This window comes from Microcoleus sp. AT8-A3, from assembly GCF_036705675.1.
GTDB lineage: Bacteria > Cyanobacteriota > Cyanobacteriia > Cyanobacteriales > Microcoleaceae > Microcoleus.
This window is the reverse complement of the sequence record NZ_JAUBVD010000012.1, coordinates 139,050-158,831: the sequence shown is the minus strand read 5'-3', so window position 1 is coordinate 158,831 and position 19,782 is coordinate 139,050. Positions and strand designations below refer to the sequence as shown.

At 45.8% G+C, this 19,782-nt stretch carries 18 protein-coding genes; 15 read left to right on the top strand and 3 right to left on the bottom strand.

Annotation, left to right across the window (positions count from 1 at the left end; translation table 11 throughout):
• Positions 1-270 precede the first annotated feature (270 nt).
• The 8 genes from QUB51_RS10130 to QUB51_RS10095 all read left to right on the top strand — a co-directional run bounded on the left by QUB51_RS10130 (position 271) and on the right by QUB51_RS10095 (position 6,383).
• Complete coding sequence (locus QUB51_RS10130; protein WP_333261139.1) at positions 271-864, top strand: hypothetical protein; 594 nt, start codon at positions 271-273, stop codon at positions 862-864.
• Positions 865-1,100: 236 nt separating this feature from the next.
• Positions 1,101-1,304 carry a hypothetical protein gene (locus QUB51_RS10125; RefSeq protein ID WP_333261136.1) on the top strand — a complete coding sequence of 68 codons (204 nt, stop codon included), beginning with the start codon at positions 1,101-1,103 and terminating at the stop codon, positions 1,302-1,304.
• A gap of 55 nt (positions 1,305-1,359) precedes the next feature.
• A complete protein-coding gene (locus QUB51_RS10120) occupies positions 1,360-1,905 on the top strand; it encodes a tyrosine-type recombinase/integrase (protein WP_015211723.1) in 546 nt (181 codons plus the stop codon).
• A gap of 474 nt (positions 1,906-2,379) precedes the next feature.
• On the top strand, positions 2,380-2,997 hold the full coding sequence (locus QUB51_RS10115) for a hypothetical protein (protein WP_333261131.1): 618 nt from the start codon (positions 2,380-2,382) through the stop codon (positions 2,995-2,997).
• A gap of 399 nt (positions 2,998-3,396) precedes the next feature.
• Positions 3,397-3,744, top strand: coding sequence for a hypothetical protein (locus QUB51_RS10110; protein WP_333261128.1), 348 nt, complete (start codon positions 3,397-3,399; stop codon positions 3,742-3,744).
• Positions 3,716-4,030, top strand: a complete 315-nt coding sequence (locus tag QUB51_RS10105; protein ID WP_333261125.1) for a helix-turn-helix domain-containing protein — start codon at positions 3,716-3,718, stop codon at positions 4,028-4,030. Before QUB51_RS10110 ends, QUB51_RS10105 begins: the two co-directional genes overlap by 29 nt.
• Before the next feature lie 393 nt (positions 4,031-4,423).
• Positions 4,424-4,618: a hypothetical protein gene (locus QUB51_RS10100; RefSeq protein WP_333261122.1), complete on the top strand. Its 195-nt coding sequence runs from the start codon at positions 4,424-4,426 to the stop codon at positions 4,616-4,618.
• Between the two features lie 367 nt (positions 4,619-4,985).
• Complete coding sequence (locus tag QUB51_RS10095) at positions 4,986-6,383, top strand: AAA family ATPase (protein ID WP_333261119.1); 1,398 nt, start codon at positions 4,986-4,988, stop codon at positions 6,381-6,383.
• A 210-nt stretch (positions 6,384-6,593) separates the two neighbouring features.
• Here QUB51_RS10095 and QUB51_RS10090 read toward each other — a convergent pair whose 3' ends face one another.
• Entirely contained in the window at positions 6,594-7,196 is a 603-nt protein-coding gene (locus QUB51_RS10090; RefSeq protein ID WP_333075337.1) for a Uma2 family endonuclease, read from the bottom strand.
• 268 nt (positions 7,197-7,464) lie between these two features.
• Here QUB51_RS10090 and dnaN point away from each other — a divergent pair, with 268 nt between their 5' ends.
• The 5 genes from dnaN (at position 7,465) to QUB51_RS10065 (ending at position 14,436) form a co-directional block, all read left to right on the top strand.
• Positions 7,465-8,901 carry a DNA polymerase III subunit beta gene (dnaN, locus tag QUB51_RS10085; RefSeq protein WP_333261115.1) on the top strand — a complete coding sequence of 479 codons (1,437 nt, stop codon included), beginning with the start codon at positions 7,465-7,467 and terminating at the stop codon, positions 8,899-8,901.
• A complete protein-coding gene (gene dnaX / locus QUB51_RS10080) occupies positions 8,898-10,442 on the top strand; it encodes a DNA polymerase III subunit gamma/tau (protein WP_333261110.1) in 1,545 nt (514 codons plus the stop codon). Before dnaN ends, dnaX begins: the two co-directional genes overlap by 4 nt.
• Positions 10,439-11,425, top strand: coding sequence for a DNA polymerase III subunit delta (gene holA / locus QUB51_RS10075; RefSeq protein ID WP_333261106.1), 987 nt, complete (start codon positions 10,439-10,441; stop codon positions 11,423-11,425). Before dnaX ends, holA begins: the two co-directional genes overlap by 4 nt.
• A 599-nt stretch (positions 11,426-12,024) precedes the next feature.
• A complete protein-coding gene (locus tag QUB51_RS10070) occupies positions 12,025-13,323 on the top strand; it encodes a ParB N-terminal domain-containing protein (protein WP_333261102.1) in 1,299 nt (432 codons plus the stop codon).
• 486 nt (positions 13,324-13,809) lie between these two features.
• Positions 13,810-14,436: a hypothetical protein gene (locus QUB51_RS10065; RefSeq protein WP_333261099.1), complete on the top strand. Its 627-nt coding sequence runs from the start codon at positions 13,810-13,812 to the stop codon at positions 14,434-14,436.
• A 109-nt stretch (positions 14,437-14,545) separates the two neighbouring features.
• On the opposite strand, the gene QUB51_RS10060 is transcribed toward QUB51_RS10065, so the two are convergent.
• Positions 14,546-16,471: a type IV secretion system DNA-binding domain-containing protein gene (locus QUB51_RS10060; protein ID WP_333261095.1), complete on the bottom strand. Its 1,926-nt coding sequence runs from the start codon at positions 16,469-16,471 to the stop codon at positions 14,546-14,548.
• Between the two features lie 246 nt (positions 16,472-16,717).
• On the opposite strand from QUB51_RS10060, the gene QUB51_RS10055 reads away from it, so the two are divergent.
• Together QUB51_RS10055 and QUB51_RS10050 are read left to right on the top strand one after the other, a co-directional pair.
• Positions 16,718-17,491 (top strand): hypothetical protein, encoded by a 774-nt coding sequence (locus tag QUB51_RS10055; RefSeq protein WP_333261092.1) that lies wholly within the window; start codon positions 16,718-16,720, stop codon positions 17,489-17,491.
• A gap of 241 nt (positions 17,492-17,732) precedes the next feature.
• Entirely contained in the window at positions 17,733-18,773 is a 1,041-nt protein-coding gene (locus QUB51_RS10050; RefSeq protein WP_333261089.1) for a DUF5895 domain-containing protein, read from the top strand.
• 122 nt (positions 18,774-18,895) lie between these two features.
• On the opposite strand, the gene QUB51_RS10045 is transcribed toward QUB51_RS10050, so the two are convergent.
• A complete protein-coding gene (locus tag QUB51_RS10045; protein ID WP_333298198.1) occupies positions 18,896-19,399 on the bottom strand; it encodes a hypothetical protein in 504 nt (167 codons plus the stop codon).
• Positions 19,400-19,782 lie beyond the last annotated feature (383 nt).

Below are 19,782 nucleotides of genomic sequence, written 5' to 3'. Positions count from 1 at the left end.
CGCCCGTCACGCGCGAGGCGATCGCAAAGAAAGAAAACACAACTTTTCGCTTTCCTGAAACCGCTTAGATCCTCGTATAGCAGGCCGGGACCGTTGAATAAATTATCAGATTAGGTGGATTTCTCCTCAGTTAATCATCCAAAAGGATGAAGTTAATTCTCCGTTTTTTCAGCCCGTGTAGCCATGCTGCACCATGTTGTCAACTGTTGCAATCTAAAAAAGGTTAGCAATGCTTACCGCGAAAATTTTGATTTGGAGTTTTTTGTTCAGATGACTATCGAAACTATTAACGATGTACTATTTCCGCCTTTCCTTTTTACCACCCTTTTTTGCTTAGCCTCAACATTCCTGCACGAGCCTGAAGCAGTCCAATCGGAAGAACTCACAAACAATCGAACTGAAGTAAATGTGGCAACAGCCGCAGCGCAATCTGACAGTGCCAACAGCGAGGTAAATGGAGCAACAATTGAAATTGAGAAACCAGCCAGCTCCCATCACACTCGCCATCAGACCACAGGCAAAAAAACACCAAACAAACCAGCAAAACCAATTGATTTTGCCGCACATTCAGGCGCAAGCACGACCTCACTTCCTGCCGTTAATACTTCGCTGATTTCACTTAGGCAAGCTCGCAAAATTGCTAGCGCCATCAAAGCTGCTGCGCCAGAACTGGGGTTCAAGCAAAAAGTTAACGGCTCTGATTCCTCTATTGAATGGTTGCAGGCTCAAATCAAAAATCGGCTGGAAAATTATCCCCTAATTGTGATGCCTATCATCCTCAAGCTTGCTCCCAAAGCGGTGATTGCAAATACCCTAGCATCTGCTACTTCCGAACTAGGTGAAAGTGCGCGTTCAGTGTCCTAGCAGCGAACGAAAAGTTTCTCAACCAACCAGCGTACTCGTTTACCCTCCGAAACTTATAACAATGCCCAAGCCTTCGTAAGGCTTGGGCAGTTCTTTTGACCAGAATAAGCGATTTTCCAATAAACTCCTAATTTTTTATTAAAGGGGAACAAAACTAGCAAAAAAACTTGCAAAGTGAATCAAAAAATAGTATAATCAAATTCTTACAAGCGCCACTTCTATTTGAGCGTACTGTTATGGCGGCAATTAAACCTGTTACCTTCCGAGACCTCATAGATGCGATCGCCACCTTGCCAATTATCAATTTGCCTGACAATTTAAGTCAGTTGAGTAGCAATAAAAGCCAATCTAACTGCAATAAGGGGCGCGGGCTCCGGCATCCTCGGCGCAGCGCCCCGCAAGTGGCCCATCAAGCGATAAAAGCTTTTCGGCAGACTTGACGAAAGTACACTTTCGTCCAATAATAAGGGAGCTTCCATTTTGGAGGGCTGCGCCGTGAAGGTTCAAGGCAACGGGCGTGCTAAGATTTTGACGCCCGCCGAAATATCTAGGCTGTTCGACCGGGGTTTTGTTACAGCAAGGGATAGGCTTTTGTTTGCTGTGACTTTTTATTGTGCCTGTCGTATTTCAGAGGCGTTAGCTTTAACAACTCAGGACATTGTTGGCGGTGTGGTAACGCTGCGGAAAGCGACAACTAAGGGCAAGTCAGCAACGCGAACGCTGCCGCTACATCCCATGTTGGCTAAGTTTTTATTGGCTTACAATCCAGATGCGGGTTTTTTGTTTCCTGGGCGAGAGGGTACGAAGCCTTTGACACGCTCTCAGGCCGACTTGATTTTTAAAGAAGCTTGCAAACGGGTAAGAATTAAGGGAGCTTCCACACATTCGATGAGGCGGACAGCACTGACGAACTTGAGCAATGCTGGGGTGCCACTGCGGGTAATTATGGAGATATCAGGTCACAAAAATTTGTCGAGCCTCCAGCGGTATTTAGAAGTGCAACCGGAACAGCTTGTCAAGGCGCTCGGGATTCTGAAATAAGGCGATCGCGACTTTGGTTCGCCAGATTGTTTCAACAGCAGCCCTGTCACGCGCGCGTGAAGAAGGGTCTCAAACACCTTCCATTTGGTTGTTGACGACGTTAGCGCAGCCGGAGAAGAGGAGCGCTCGCTCTGATTTTTTTTCAACCGCTCACAACAATAAATCTTGTTTCTAATCGATCGCGAACACCTAGGATGACGTAAATACGTCGTTAGCGCAGCTCTCGAAGAGGATCGCACGCTCCTATTGAGCTGGTCAAAGAGCGGCTATCGCCGCTATTGGGAGTGACCTGTTCATTTAAGTTTCATCCATTTTTAACAATAGCGAACGCATTCACCTAGGAAAGCCTTCATCACGGGCGATCGCCCTCAAAAAAGCCAGTTAGCTGTTAAGAATTAGGATTGACTTCTATTTCAGTTAACTGGCTCCCTTTCAATTAACCACACAAAATTCAAAGAGGGAGGCTATCTCGCCTTGAACGGAAACAACTTGAATTTACTGCCAGTACCACTACCGCCCATGCTGCCAGAAATGGTGGGTATCGTTGGTGATTCCCGATACTTCGCCATGTTTTATATGGGCAGCAAAGCTACTTGGACTGATGGTAGAGGGTTAGGGACCTTCAGTTATTATGCCGTGTACGAGCCACTTACTGAACATCCCGCTCTCGCCCTCGATCTGGAACCATACCACCTCGGTTCCGATGATGAATTTCCCACCCATGCAATTGTGTGCGATCGCTTGGAAGGAAAGATGTACGTCGGAAATTACCCAGAAGTAGAGAAATTTCTCAACATCCAGCACCCGCCGCTGCCCACTCTGTCACCAGAAGAAGTTGAACAGCAACGGCAAAGGATTGAGGAAGAACTGGCAAACTTTGACATTTCCACTTTCCAGAAGTTGGGGATGTTTGAGTTGTTGGCAGGGCACAATCAACAACAAAAGCAGGAGCTAGTGGAATTGGGGCATTGGCTTGACCAACAAGTAACTGAAGATTTGCTCCGGCGATATCTCGAAGCTGCTAATAAAGGTAATTGGACAGCGATTTCTGTACTGCCAAGATTTTTGCAACGCATCCATAAAAATTTTTGACAACAGAATCATTACCATTAAGCGAACGCAATCTTTCCTTGTAACTATGAGAGAGATTGGTATTAGTGCCAATTCCTAGCAACACTAATTAATGACAAAAAACTCTGCCTATTTCCGTAACAAAAATAAAACACAGAATCAAGTAGTAGCCATTGGAGAAAGAGCGCTTGTACAATGCGTTAAAAGCTGGTGTCCTCCCAGTTTTGAATCAAGATTTCTAGGGGGAATCATCCCTTTCTGGATTCCTAACAGGGCAATTATGCCGGAGAAAGGAATTTACACAGCTTGATTTCAGTTGATTGATTTAGGGGAATATCGCGCTGCAATTTCTTTATCAAGAAATTTGCCTGAAAACCTGTCAAAAAAAGTCAGGTGCAATCGATTCACAGCTATGAACTTATGTCAATCTTAAAAGGAAGTCGAGATTTGATTTCGGCGCTGTTGCTAAGAGATTTGAAGGGGATGCCACCTTCAATCGAATTGCCTGCTAATTTTGCAAAAATTCACACGCCGCGCTTTGAGTGCGGCGAGATGGTGCGCTGGAAGGGTGTTGGCGAAGAAGCTGATTGGGGGATAGTTATTGGCAAATTTTACAACTGCGAACCGCGCCGGTACTGTTGGATGTGGTGCTACATAATTTGGCTGGCTCCTAATTCCAAGAGCGCAGCTTGGTGTCAGTTTGATACGGCGCGGGAGGAAGATTTGGAGGGGTTTGAGGATGAAAAAGCCGCAGACTTTGACAGATAGAGAGCGCAATTTAATTGCAGCTTACAGCCAATGCCAATTGGGAATAACGCCGAAGCAGTTTTATGGCAAGTGGGCGGTGAGTTACGAGGAAATCGCTTTTATTTGTTCCCGTTCTAATTCTACAGTGCGGGGTTGGTTTAAAAAGGGAAAAAATCGAAGATTTCCTACTCCTGTCGATTTGCGTCATCTGGCAGTAATGGACTTTCTGCTGGAACATTTTGAGGAAATTCCAGAGACACTGGCAACCTTGCTATGTCGGCTTTCTGAAGATAATAGCGTGCATTAGTAGTGGCGCGTCTGCTTGAAATTAGTGCATTGAACAATTGCCCGCGTTTTCTCAAATTGATAAACTTCAAAGCGCTTCACGGAGGCCCAGCACCCGTTATGGATCAAAGAAACTCTTTCTCCCCCTCTCCCGTTCTCCCGTTCTCCCGTTCTCCCCTGCGAGTTTCTGAGGAGATTTCTAATGCCTCATTTCCAAATAGACGCGCCACTATTGTTTTTGATTTTATATACATCAAGCCTTTTCAGCATCAAAAAATAATTTTAGCTTGTTCTAGCACAAATATAGTCAATTGTCAATATCACCGTGACCTGTCTTTGACAATATTGTTTCAATTAAGGTAATGGCAGGTAATCAAACACAAACACAATTTGTTACTGTTATCAGGAGGTTAAAATGACCTATTTTGAGAAGTTGCACCCGTGGTGCTTAATTCGCTTACTTCCTAATTGCCAGCGTATTGTTGTGGCGCGATTTCGCAAGAGAAACGATGCAGATGAGCATCTGCGGGTTTTGCACCGGTTGGTTAAACATCGCACATTTGTGATTATTTTTGATAGTCAAGAACAGCCAGCTTTGCCTCAAGATTGATGGGCAAAACTTATTTTGAAGTCGAATTAGTCAAAGTACCTGCATTAGATTAATAACTCCGCTTCTCCACAATTTCTCCTAGTTATCAATCCAACTGATAACTGGGAGAGTTTTTGATTGGTGCATAAGTCCTAACTAGGTAAAATTTGGGTAGCAGTCAAATCAACAGAACAAACTATACAAGACTTACGCCCCAAGTGTTTAAATACACTATTGGTAGCGGTAAGGTGCTTATGGCTCACCCTACATATAGAGGTTATGCGTAATTCCTGTTAGAGTTATTATTATCGTCTCCATCAATTAATGATTGTGTAAATTTCAGCTAGCGCTGATTAGTGTTTGAAAGATAGCGGAAGAAACCAACCCTATGATTCAAACACTGGTAAAACCGAATTTTCAATTAACTTCTCAACAAAACAACGCCCTCCAACTCCTCGAACAATTTGTAGCAAGTTCTAAACGGGTATTCGGGCTATTTGGATATGCAGGTACGGGAAAATCAACCCTTGTCAACCTGGTAGCAGAACAATTAGTCAGCGCCGGAAAGAGAGTCGCTTTCACCGCTCCCACCAATAAAGCTGTAGGCGTATTGCGACGGATGGCTGCTGAAAAAGGACTGAGAGGAGTAGACTTTATGACCATCCACCAGCTATTGGGATTAGCTCCAGTCAAACAGGGGCAAAATAAAATCCTCAAACAAGTTTCTCCTTCTTTCCTTCACCTGTACGACACCATTTTTCTCGATGAGTGCAGTATGGTTACAGCAGAACTGTGGAATATTATTCAAGAAAGAATTGCTAGCGCTTTACTCATCGGCAGCAATCGGCAGCTTATTGTTATGGGCGACCCCGCACAATTGCCTCCTGTTAATAATGGCTTCATAGAAGAGAAAAAATCTCAATCCTTCAGCGTGCCTGAAAAAGCCGTTTTAACAGAGGTCGTCAGGCAAGGTGCGGGCAGCCCCCTGCTAGAATTCGTAACAGCTTGCCGCACGGCTGTCAAGAGCAAAGAGGCGTTCAAACCCTTCTCCAAATTCAGCCTTGATAAAAAAAACGGAGCCTTCTTAGTCAGAGAAAAAACGCTGCTGAAATACGCCTTAAAAAAGTTCTCTTCTACTTTCCCTCAAGACCCTGATTGCTTTCGCATCCTCTGCTACACTAACGAGCGCGTCGCCTACTGGAATAGCAAAATCAGAGCCAAAATCTACGGAAAAAATGCTCCCAGATTTATTATTGGAGAGAGGTTGATTGCTAAAGCTCCCGTTATTGCTCCCGACGGCAAAACCGTCATCCTGCCCACATCAGCAGAAGTGGAAATTGCCGAATTTCAAGAGGATAGGTACTCTGGCTATAAAGCCTGGAATCTCCAGGTTAAAACCGATGCAGGCGACCAACGCCAAGTTTACATCCTCCACGAAAGTGACGCTTGCCGATTCCAACAGGACAATGCTAGGTTGCTGCAAAATGCTAAAAGCAATCCGAGCTTATGGAAGGCATGGTACGACCATTGTGAAATCTTTGCAGATCTGAGAAATTGTTGGGCAATTACTGTACACAATTCTCAAGGCTCTACTTTCACGGAGGTGGGAATTGATAGCAGTGATATCGGCAGGAAAATCGCTAGTAAATTGCTGTATCTCGCTCAACTTTTCCCTAGTCAGAAAGCTCAATTTATCAAAGAATACCGCGACAGTATTCGAGCGCACAATCAGCTTATGTACGTGAGTTGTAGTCGTGCGAAACACCGGGTTTTTGTTACTAAGTGAACCCATTTTATATTTGGTGAATGGCACTTTTAGAGTTTAAGGGCGATGCCTGTGGCTGGCTACGCCTACTCGCTTGCGATCTGACAAGACGATCGCCCACCCCCGGCTGGGGGGTAGACTTGTACGGCGTTTTGGCGTAGAATTAAAACAGGTATTTAGGTATTGACCTGTAAATTTATCGCTTTTAATTGCTTTTAATTGCCATATTATTTACCAAATAGTTGATAATTGTAGCACAAATTCGGGTAAAATAGATTCGCCGCTGAGAGTAGCGGGGTTATCTAAACATTCTACTTCTGAGTTAGGACGATAAATGTAAACTTTACGGTTTTTCCGGTCAATTAACCAACCGAGAGAAACACCGTTATCGATATATTCTTGCAGTTTGTCTTTCAAGGGTTGCAGGTTGTCGCTGGGAGAACGCAACTCGATGATAAAATCAGGACAAATAGGAGCGAATTTTTGCTGCTGTTCGGGAGTGAGACTGTGCCATTTTTCCAGTTTTATCCAAGCAGCATCAGAGGATTTCATCGCGCCGTTGGGGAGGGTGAAACCCGCAGAAGAATCAAAACCGATTCCTGTTCCGTTTTGTCTTGTCCAGATTCCCAGTTGTACAATTAAATCAAAGTTGCGATTTCCTGTTTCGGAACCTGTGGGTGGCATAATGGTAATTTCTCCGGTGGCGTTGCGTTCAATTCGATAATCCCGGTTTTGCTGGCAGAAGGCAAAAAATTGCTCGTCTGTCATGTCTATGGCAGGTGACATTTGCAGCTTCAGGGGGATGTTTTCTGTGAGTGAGATGGTTTGAGTCATTTTTTTAGCGAGATTTTAGTCTAACTTGTAGGGTGCGTCAGATTGAACGGTAAGGGGTTGAAATTTCTGGTTGATTATCTGACTCACCCTATTTTTTTTACTATGGCGGGAGACATTTGCAATATTTAGAGATTGCATTTGAATTCAGATTTTATCTAAAAATCGTACTCAAATCTTATATCTAAAGTTGAGTGACAAGCTGCTAATGCAAGCTATTCTCCGGGCAGCTAGCGCTGCCCCCGCTTAGCAGCTATTTTAACGCACAAAGATGCAAACCAAATCCCACACCGCGACAGCTAAAAGCCGAAAAAAAGAAAGCGGATTTTCCAAAATCAAACCCAAGGCAAGTGTTCCCTTAGAACAAACCGAACCTTTGGTCGAAGATGAACCAAAACTTGAAGAAAAATCCGATCGCAATTCCTCCAATAGCGCAGGCGATTCTCCCCAGCTTTTGCCAGCAGCAATTAAGCTTGTCTGCACGCAAGACAATTTAGCCAACCATCTCGAACTTGTCAGCAAAGCTGTCCCAGCAAAACCCACCCACCCCGTGTTAGGAAATGTCCTCTTGGTCGCTTGCAAAAAAACGCAGCGAGTCCAACTCAGCGTTTTCGACATGAGCTTGGCCATTCAAACATCCTTTGATGCCAAAGTGATATCTCCCGGCGACATGACCATTCCTGTCGGGCTACTTAGCGATATTGTCGGGAAATTCTCGCCTGGAGATATCACTTTGGTCAGTCGCGAAGCCTTGAATCGCGAAGGTGAAGATAGCGAAGATAGCGGGAATAACATCACCTTGCCAGAGGCTGTTAGCAACAGTCCAGTTGCTACCCTAATTGCTGCTTGCGGTCGCTATCAAGTTCGAGGGATTTCGAGTGAAGAATTCCCTGCTATTCCTGAAGTAAAAACAGCGCAAACAATTTGCATCCCCGCTGAAACTTTGAAAGAAGGGCTGAAAGGGTCACTGTTTGCCACCGCTACCGATGAAGGCAAGCACATCCTGACAGGTGTTTACTTCAAAATCAGCCAAGATAGCCTCGAATTTGCTGCCACAGACGGCCACCGTTTGGTTGTCCTCAATACTTCAATTCAAGGTTTTTCTAAGAAGAAACAAGCGGAAATTGCACAGCCTCTAGAGCTTACAGTCCCAGCTAAATCGCTCGCCGAACTGGAGCGAATTTTATCGAGCAGGACATCCGCTGACCCAGTAGAGCTTTCTTACAGCACTGAGAGCGCTTTGATAGAATTCCGGTGGGGAGCGCAGCGCTTAGTAACGCGCTGTTTAGAAGGCGCATACCCAGCTTATCCCGATTTATTGCAGCAGGATTTCCAACATCAGGTAACGCTGGAAAAAGCACCTTTCATCAAAGCTATAGAGAGAATTGCTGTGCTGGCAGACAAGAAAGAAAAAACGCTCAGCATCCGTATTAATAGCGAAGCACAGCAAGTGTCACTGTCGCTTTTCAGAGAATTTGGAAACGGCTTGGAACAGATGGCGGCGCACGTTAACTCAGACGGCAATTTGTCCATTTCATTCAACATAAAATATTTGTTGGAAGGTGCAAAAGCGATCGCTAGTTCCCAACTCCAAATGCACCTCACTCAGCGCGACGGCCCCGCCATTTTAGTTCCTGCTGGCAACCGCTCCAAGCCCAACATCCTAATGGATGCCAAATACTTGTTAATGCCGATTTTCAAAGAATGATGTCTTTTGCAAAAAAGGCTCGCTTGACAGAAGTAAAAATATTGAGTTTTTTACTTCTCTCTTCTTCTGAGTGCAAACTCCGCAAATATGACTCTAATTCTCAGCAAACAATTACACCTAACCATTCAATCATGTACGCAGCATTGCCTCAAAAATACCGCCCTCGTAGCTTGTCTGAACTGGCCGGACAAGAGTACATCCAAAGGACACTTTCCAATGCGGTCAAAACTAATAAAATTGCTCCGGCTTACTTGTTCGCCGGCGAACGGGGAACGGGCAAAACTTCAACGGCTCGCATTTTAGCTAAATCTCTCAACTGCACCAGTGCAGACAAACCCACAGTAAAGCCGTGCGGCAAGTGCCAGTCCTGCCGCTCGATTGAAAAAGGCAGCAGCTTAGACGTTGCTGAAATTGATGCGGCTTCCCACAACGGTGTGGATGACGCTCGCGCCCTGATCGAGCGATCGCACTTCGCACCAGTTATCAGCCGCTACCGAGTGTTTATTTTAGATGAAGTTCACTGCCTGAGTTCCCAAGCTTTTAACGCTCTTCTAAAATGTTTGGAAGAACCTCCGCATCATGTAGTGTTCATCTTGTGTACAACAGAGCAACACAAAGTGCTGCCAACAATTAACAGCCGCTGCCAAACGTTTCTGTTTCGATCGCTGCCAATCCCAGCCATTGTCAAACAGCTAACAATAGTAGCCCAGAAAGAGTCAATTGCAATTGCCGAAGCAGCTAAAATTGCGATCGCCCGCGCCGCGAATGGCGGGATGAGGGACGCCTTGCAGTTGCTCGACCAGTTGAGCTTATTAGGAGAGGAAATTACCAGTTCTCACGTATTGGAGCTGTCGGGGCGGATACCGGAGTCGGATTTAATTGCAATTTTGAAATCGGCCCGCACCGGCAACGCGCTGAAGCTGCTGCAACTGTCCCGCGAACTCATTGACAGCGGGAAAAGCCCTAAAATGCTGCTGGCGTCGCTGCTAGCCTGCTACCGGGACTTGTTGCTTGCAACAAGCGTGCCGGACTGTTCGCTGATGCTAGTTAGCGGCATTTCGCACTCGGCCCTGATGGAAATTGCCTCTGCTTGGGACTGCAATGCGATCGCTGCTGGCCTCGAACAGTTGCAGGCTTCGGAATGGCAGCTCAGCAAGAGCGCTCACCCAACGCTGTGGCTGGAACTCTGCTTGCTGGGATTGGCAAAGGTGCCACAATTAAAACCCCACGTCGCTCTTGGCGCTCTTGCTAACCCCAGGCAGCCCGACCGCACCCAGAAGCTGCCCACCTCCTCCAAGTTGCGAGATCCTCGTTCCTTCGAGCGAGCCATTTGGGAAAAAGTGCTCTCAGCAACTTCTGAGAAGAACCGCGCTTTACTCTGTGCCGCTTCCCTGGTAGCACTGACGGAAAAGAAAGCGGTGCTGGCTGTGCCCGCCCAATACCTGGACAAGTTCAACCGAAATGCGGCTAAGGTGCAGAAAATATTTCTGGCTGCAACAGGTGTCCGCTATCAAGTGTCGTTCGAGGAGAAGAACGGATGATTAGTTTGCTGATAGGGGATGACTTCCACGCGATTCACAAAAAGCTTTCTGCCTTTAAAAAGAACCTCGATCCTGCTTGGATTGGCTTCAATTATCACCGCTTTGATGCTTCGGCATTGAATGAGGCGGTTGACTGCGCCTTAACTCCCGCCTTGGGAACGGAAAAAGCAAAGTTAGTGGTGGTAGAAGGGTGTAATTTCAAACAGTTTACTGAAGAGGCGCTGGAGGTTCTCCAGTTGCTCCCGCAGGTGCCGGAAAAGACGCACCTGGTTTTTGTAGCGCCTTCCATTGACAAACGCCTGAAGGTGGCAAAATTCTTGCTTTCTCAAGCTAAGCTGTTCGAGTTTGACCTTATTCCCCCCTGGCGAACGGATCTCATTGCCCGATCGATCCGAACTCAAGCTTTGGCAATAGGGCTGTCGCTGAACTCAAATGCTATTGATTACTTGGCGATTGCGATCGGCAACAATTCTGCTCGCGCCGAATCAGAACTGCACAAACTGGCGACCCTGAGCAGCGGCGCTTCCCTCACTTTAAACCAAGTGCGATCGCTGGTTCCTTCAACCACTCAAAATAGCCTTCATCTTGCCGAAGCGCTGAGGGAAAATAACTCTAAGAGAGCAGTCTATTTGCTGCTTGACCTTTTGGCAATAGAAACTTTCCCGCTGGCGATTTGTGCGACGCTGATTGCTCAATTTAGAACTTGGTTGTGGGTAAAAGCGGCGATAGTTGGAGGAGTTAAGCAAGACGCTGAAATTGCCCGGATTTGTCAAATTGCCAACCCGAAGCGAGTGTACTTTCTGAGAAAAGAAGTAGCTGCTGCTTCTCTAACATCCCTTTCGTCTGCGGTGTCCCTGCTGCTTGACTTAGAGGGTTCGCTGAAGCTTGGGCGTAAAGGGGATTCCATGTTGCCTGCAATTCTGGCGATCGCCCAACTGTTTCCTCCTAAGAAACCAAGCAAGCACGAAGTAGAAGCGATGTAGAAGTGATGTAGAAGTGATGTAGGGGCGATATAGGGGCGAGCGCGAGTGTTCATTTCCCTCGTTTAACTAATGCAAGAAGTTAAACGGGGATTTTTTTTTACCAAAACACATTATAAAACTTATTAATTAAACTAAAGTCACTGCAATGTTAATGTTTGCTACTCAAAAAATAAAACCCTCACAGAGATGCCCGAAATGTGGAAAATACGTAAGGAATGGGCTAAAGTCTCCCACATACATTATGTTTGTAGTAATTGTTAATTTGAAATACAACGTGATAAAAGCTCTGTTATAATTAATTTTAATTGTTTCTCCAGTTTTTATCAGAAACGCTCTCATAATAATCAATAATTATTTAAAAAAATTTTAAGCATAATAGTCTTTTCTTATACCATAATGTAGCGCATTGCTAGTTTAAGAAATATGCTATTCTAAGAATGTAAAAGCAGGGAACCTTTTGACAGTGAAGGCGACCTGCCGATACAGCCCGCGCCGCCCCGACAGAGAATAACCCCAACTTTCTGTTAGGAAACCTTATTGGGTTTAGCAGGCAAAGGTACAAAGCCCCAATCCCCAAATAAACAACCAGGGCTATCCAAATGAATAAAAATGAAACTGTGTCGCTCTCAGTCAGCGACGCGATTCAGCATATTGGTCTTGACCAACTCAAGCCTCACCCTCGCAATGAGGAAATTTACGGGTGCACTGAAAGTATTGCTGACCTGGTAGAGTTGATCCAACTCAAAGGCTACGTCCAACCGCTGACCATCAAAACAGATGGCACGATCGTTAGCGGTCATCGGCGGTGGAGGGCGCTATCCGCGCTGGGCTGGGAGTCGGTCCCAGTTATTGTCCGCCACTTCCAGACTGAAGATTACGAGCTCTTCGTCTTGGTGGCAGAAAACCGCCACCGCCACCAAAGTCCAGTACAGAGAATTCGGGAAGGAATTGTTGTGGAGCCTATAGCTAGAGAGCTGAGGAACAGACATGCTGCCAAGAAAGCTCGCCACGAAGCTGCTGACTCAGCAGAGCCGCCGTCGGACAACCAGCAACCGCTGATGGAAAATTTTCCATTGAACCCGATCGACTTAGGTCTGACTCCAAAGGAAATGGAACTGACGGAAAATATTGTGGCAGCTATAGTCGGCTTGGGGTGCGGCAGGAACTACAGGAAAGGGCGCATTGCCGTCAAAGCTGCCGACGAGCTCAAGAGAGACCGCCCCGAATTGGCTGCAAAGTGGTTGGACATTATTAATGACCACAGCATAGATGTGGGGTATCAACTTGCGAAGATGCAGGAGGACAAGCGAGTAGTGGCGTTGGCAGCGATCTCGTCGGGAGCAGCGAAAACCCCGAAACAAGCTAAAGCTCTGATTAAGGCTGCTTTGAGAAAATCTTCCGCCTCGAAGGAAACCGAGGGCAGCATTAGTAGCGAGCCGGTTCAAGAAAGCGATTGCGGTGGAGAATGTAAAACTTGCACTCCTTGCGAACCAATTACGGGTGAGGGAGTCAAAACGCGCTTTAGTCCAGACAGCGCGGGAGCATGGGTCATGGTCAAAATTCCTTTTATTCCTACTGAAAAAATAGCGGAAAGGAAGTGGAATGGATTTTGGGGCCGGATTGTGGAGGTTGGAGCGACTTTGAAAGTTGATATGGGTTCAGAGGTGGTGTCGCTCCTTCAATCGGATGTGGTGGCGATATTGAACCCAACGCCGAGTTTTTGCTCAATAGCTGAGCGAATTCTTAGGCTGCAAAGCTTCGGCACGGTGTACGAGTTTGGGAAGATAGTCTTGAACAGGATGCAGAGAAAAGTGGTTTGGGATGCAGCAGCGCTAGCTTATCTGGATGCTGTGGAACAGGTGGAATTGGCGCGGCGGGCGATCGAGCAGGCTTTGTAGTAAGGTTCCTTTTTACTGAAACTAACCGATGATCTGTTTGCCAATGAGTTTGAATGTGCGATCGCACAGCATTGAGTGCTGCTGCGTCGCAGTTTAACTCGTCGCTACCATAGCCAGTGCAACCTCTAACTGTTTGGCTCGTTTTTTCGCTTCCGGGTCTGACGCGGGTGACAACGCCTCTGAAACCTTGATAGGTCAATCGTTGAGGCTCCTTAACCTCGACAAGCATGATGACTGCTTGAGAGGGTTATTAACAATGTTCCTGGGCAGCAATGACGTAGTCGCAGGCATTGAGACATCACCCTTAAACTGAAGTTCCCTGTACTCGAAACCCTCTCAAGTGACGATCGCCCATGAGCATTTTTCTTGAAGTCGCTCAACTCTTATTTATAAATATTTGATAACCAAAATGTTCATTATCAATAAATAGCATCCAGGCGACTAGCGTCGCGCCCTCTGGGTAGGCTGTAACTGTCTTACCCACCTATGCAATTAATCACCCTCACTGATTTAAATTTTTTAGCCAATCCGACACAACTAACAGTTCCCATTGAATTGAAACAAGAGGAATTTCAACTAATAATGAAACAAACTTTCTTGAAACTCCCCACTGAACCCCTGCTACTTGCGAATCCCAAAGTGGATAAGTGGATTATGGAAGTTAGTTTGCTATTTCCAGAGGTATTTGAATGGGAACCTCCTACATTCTTAGTCGATACTCAGTTTAGCGCTAAGCTTAATAAAGATGTATGCGTGCAAATCAACGCCAATGCAGCTTTTCTTGAACGTCAATCCGTCCATTTAATTGAATGGGCAATCCGCCATCCTGCATTAAATTGGTCTGACCGAGTAAAATTGTGGACAGCAGCCGAATCTCTCTCGCTGTCGCCAGAAAATATCAAGCTGACCGTGTTAGCACTGCACCCCGCCCATCCGGGGACGAGGCATGAAATCAGTTGGGACAGCCGGCAACACGCGCAGGCGAAAGACTGGCTCGCGTCCGCGCTGGCAAGACAGGCGAGATGGCCTGTTGCTGCTCGAAGAACATCACCGCCTGCTTGCGCGCCCCTCACTCATTTCGACATTGAGGGAATTCCAGAGGTAGAGATTTAGACTATTATCGCAGCCGCTCAGAATCCGATCGCGGCTGTTGCTATCCGAATTGATCCCAACTTCCAGGTCAATGCCAATGGAAAATTTTCCATTGGCTGCCACACTCCCGCTAGCGCTTGCCAATGCTGCCAGTGGCAAAAACCCGCCTAGAACGCCCAGTTTTACTGACAACTGAGTCTAGCGGGTCAGAGCCAAATTTATTGCCTGAAGCTGGCGGCATCGGCGATTGGGATGGAACGTTACCTCCGGCGTCTGGCAGAGGCAGCATCCGTTCTGCTTCCTCAATGCGATCGTACAAAGCGGCTGTAAGCTGGTCAAGACTTGCAAGTTGCACCCGACTCTCCAGCCGGAACCTGACCTCTGTATCCCAGAGAGCCTCGCTCTCGCTTTGCCGCTGCAAGTCTGCTTTGGGAATGGGTATAGTCAGCGCGTAAGGAATTGACCCCTCGCCGCCGGAACTGTAGCCGGGGTTCGTAATTACACACCGTCCCTGGGGGAACCGCAAAATTTCGTCCACCGAAAACAACGGCATTTTTTGAAGCGACTCGTTCCAACTAATAGATTGATTGCTTTGAGATTGACCGCCCATTGAACGGCTGGTGGACTTGCTTTTCAGCAAAACTTCTTTTTCTCCGTAGCGATCGGAGTATTTTTTTGCAGTATCAGTGTTACCCGGATTGAATAAAATATGAGTGCTGCAAGCAGAGGCGATCGCCGCCCCCATTTTCTCTCCGTACCCTTCGTACAGTTGCTCCAAACTCTGAATTCCTAGAATGAAACAAGCTCCATTCGAGCGATATTCGTTAATCCACTGCGGCATCCGATCCAATCGAATGGAGGGAAATTCATCGAGTGAAATAACCAGTGGATCTTTCCGAGGGCGACTTAAGTTGGACACAACGAGGAGGTGAATCGCGGCTGCTAGCAGAGGCCCCACGACGGAGCGCCGCTCGTCATCTAATTTGAAAATAATCATCTGTCGGCCTTCTATTTTCGTTGGGATGTCCGACTTTCCCAAAAATGCTCGCAACAGGTCAGCTTGGATAAAACTGCTGAACGTTCCGGCCGCTGTCGTCAGAATTCCTGAAATAGTTTTTTCTGCTTCCTTAGCGCTCAAAAATTGGTTGAAGCTGGTAGCGACCCACTCATCGATTCGACGGGATTGAACCGCATAGTCAATCCGCTTTACCAAATTTGGCAACCTCAAAATTGCATAGAGCATTGCCATGTCTGGATACGTAGAACCTTTGACTAATTGAAGGAGTGCTTTAGCCAATAAGTCTCCAGCTTTAGAGAAAAACTCATCACTTTTTCCATTGCCTGCACTCGCATTTCTATTAATAACCTGACCGATTTCCCCAGCCATGACCGAATCTTGAGGGGACTTCATAAAGTCGAGGGGATTAATGATGCCTGAATAAGGTTCTCCCGGTGCAAATACCGACACTTGGTAGCCATACCGCGCTGCTAGAGGTGCGTGGAGTTTGAGCTGATCGCCTTTCTTATCGTAGAGAATAATCGGAAATCCTTGCACCATTGCACTTTCTAGCGCCCTATCAATTGTAGAAAAAGTTTTACCCGACCCAGGCGCTCCAATTACTAAAGTTGACCGTTCTGCATGAGGGAGCCAAACAGTGGGAGGAGAACCAAAAGCTGTCTGAATAGTGGTAACAAAACCTCTAAGTTTTTTCCCCTTCCACCAATAGCGAGGACTGCCACACCAGAGCGTGACTTTATTATGCTTGCGTTCCTTAATTTGTTTCAACGCAAGCTGAGTGGCTGCCATTTTTTCGGAAGTTCCGCACACCTTGCCAGTGGTAATTTTGCCCTTTCCATTTCCCAGAAACCGAGACAGTAAGAGGAGGAATATCAGCGCTCCTATTGTTAGATATCCATCCGGGTTATTGTATTGTTGGAAGAGACCGCCTAAGTCAATTGACGATAGGGGTGTGGGTTGCTGGGTTCTCCTCTGGGCTTGAGCGAGAACTGGAGTAGAGTTAGCCTGTGCTATCAAAAATTTAATCTCAAAATTCATAAGTATCTATCTGAATTCAATATTTTGTCTATCGCTCAATTAACTATGACCTCAGTTGTAGCTACAACTTAGTGTTGGCAGATAAGTAACCTTAAATCAAAATTACTCAGTGTTAGTTCAGTCTTGGGAACGAGCAATTACAGCCAACAGTTCTAACTTTCGGTAGAAAACAACCAGCACTTGATATTATCCCTGCTAACGCAGTCAACAGGATAGGAAGCAAAATTATTGAAAGATTTTTTTACCGTGAACAAGAAACAAAAAGAGTGGCTGTCAGAGCTTTTGAAGAGACACCCGGACTATGAAATTTTAAAACGCAGCACCATCAAACTAGGAAGAGGCGACATTTCGCTAACTTTAGAACGTACAGAATGGATTTACATGGGAGCCGTTGAACTAAAATATTCAGGAGCCTATCTACCTGGATTAAAGTGGCATTATCTTAACGCCAGACTATCCAGAACGGGCAAATTGCTTTCCGACTTAACCTACAACTCTAAAGTCGTGTCTTACCCTCACTGTCCGCTGGCACCTGACTGGTTGACAAAATCTAACTTAGAAGAGGTGAAAATTCAGGAAGGAGAACAGATGAATTTCCCCTTTCACGAAGCTGTACTGATGGTAAGCCAGCCCCCGTTACTGAAAGGGAGTTTTTACCGAGCGAAGCGGTGGCGTAGGCGCAAATCAGAACGATCGCCTGTAGCAAACAGTCGCCGCACTCCAAAAACTTTCCAGCGCGAACTGCCATTTTTGAAGCCAAAAGCCCTAGCTCCCGATACTAAATTTGTCCCCCTTGCTTGTATTGATGGCGGTTTCGTACAGGTTCCTGAATATCTAATAAAGTTGTTAGAAGAAGCCAATGCTAGTCTATCCGAACAAGCAGATGCAGCTTCTTTGTACGCGATCGCGGGTTTGAAAGGAGCCATCAACTTTGTTGAAGGGCTACCTCTACTGCGGACAATAGGAATAAACGCTTTACCGAGCGTCGATAGTGCACAATATTGGCAGCGAGAAAATTAAAAGCATTGTGAGTGCTTGATTCTGATAATAGCGCAACTTCAGAAATTGCTGAAGCTGCGCGATCGCTTTCACAATCGTTCTTTTTTTTGCACACTTAATTAGTCTTCCTCACGATTCGGTAGTTCTGTACTACCAGTTAATTTTTTTATGATTTTTAAATTGTTTTGACAAAATTACTAGGCTTAACTGTGCTACCTCTTACCCTTTTTAAAGGTAAGGCTACCGCCTTGCAGGAACTGCAATGTCACAAACTTTTAGAATGGTTAAAACCAATAGTAAAGCTAAAGCAAAAAGCTCAAATAACGCAGGGATGATTGAAGGCACAATCCCACATCAGTCAGAAGACCTTGATTTTGAAATTGACCCCGAACTCCTAGAACCCGGTCACAATCAAGTAAGGCGACCAATTCTGCCCTATGGCATCGTCATCAACGAACAAGTGGCAGGAATATTAATTCCAGAGGATCAGCTAGAAAAAGCCAATTGGTTTGTCATGCCAACAGAAGAGGAAATGACTACAATTGGACTAACAGAAGATGTTACAGGCCTGCTGTTCTCTAAATGCCGCTTATGCGTGCTGGGATTCGTCCCTGAATACATTCGTTACAAGAATGACGTTCCCGATCTAGGCGGTAGTGTTGTCGGGCTGTACGAAGAGTATAAAGCTCAACTCGATAAAAAGATAATGGATGTTGTTAGCGAACACGCCATTGTCTTCTTGGATGAAAACAATCGTCCCAGACACAGCACGCCTATTGTCGTCAGATTTAAAAATGTTGCGCTTTGGAGCTTTAAAGCAGCCAGAGACGAATTCTACCGTCTGTTGGAAAAAGCATTCGCCGATTATTTCCAAATTCCTTTCAGCGGGAAAACCGATAAATGGCGAAGCCTCGGTATCCTAGAGGTGGAATTCAAAGGAGTTAAAGAAGGTGAAGGCTCTAATAAGAGCTACTGTTGCAAAACTGTCAGCTATACTAAGCCAACTGCTGATAATTTCCCCTTTCTATATCTGGGACGCCCGCAGCATAAAAATGCGATTTGGGGGCTGCACGATATCATTGCCGGATTCACTGAAACTCCTGCATTACCAGGTACAGCCGAACCGCAAATTCAAGTGTTGCCACCCGCTGCTCGTAAAATAGAAAATGGAAAAAAGCAGACCGCCAATCATAAATCCCCTCGTAAAATTGCCGCTGAAGTAATAGAAGAAGAGGATGATTTCGACGATTTTGATGAAGAAGAGGAGTTCGACGATGATTTTGATGCGGAAGCAGATGACTAACAGCCTCGGTTAGTTACTTTTGAAGAAGTGCCTCATATCCAGTTAGGGAGCGAGGCATTTTTTTATTGGTGCGGAACAGGCGATCGCTAACGAAGAGCCAAGCTCAAATACTTTAAAGTCGCTTATTTCATTTTATTGGGAAGCTCAATCAAGGAACTGTTAGCTAACTGGTACTGGCGGCCGTTGAAGCAATAAAACAACTGCCGAATACCATTTTGTGACGGCTGCTGTACTTGCAAGCAAGGCAAATCAGAGGTTTCTGAGGGGTCACTTACTACTTGAAGTAGCGGTTTATTAGGTGGCAAGTTTTCGTTTAAATAAGTAGCAAATACACGACGATGAGGAGGAACATTCTTTCTGAATAAATACCCAGCATATAAGCAACCTCCCGCCCCACAAACTCCAGGGCTGTTAAAATTAAAAATAACTAACCTGCCTGTTTGTCCGTTTACAGCCCAAGCCAACACATTTGATGCTGAATTCTGGGGGTTCAGGTCAGAATTTTCGGCAACTATGCCTTGAACAGTTTCAACAGGGATGAGTCTAGTAGCAGGTGTCCAAGAAATCGTTGTAGCACTCGGGGTGCAACCAGCAGTTCCTAACAACACCGATAACAGCAAGAACAAGACCACTCCAAAGCGGAACCACCGCCCAATAAATAAAAACGATGATACTCTGGACCGAAAATTATTTAGGGAATTAGAAGCGGGGTTTGGGAGTTCCTTATGAGAAGGTTGAGAAAACAGTAATAATTTTTTATTTGCAGCTATGATTGGTGGCTCCCCTATGTGTTCTGAACCTGAAGTTAGTTGTTGATTTTTGCTAAACATTGCTTTAACCTCCGTAAATTATTTCTATGTAGATGTCATACCAAATCCGGTTAGGAAAGACACCCGGCAGATTTACTAAATCCAGTTAGGAAAGACACCCGGCAGATTTACTAAATCCGGTTATGGAAGACACCCGGCAGATTTACTAAATCCGGTTAGGAAAGACACCCGGCAGATTT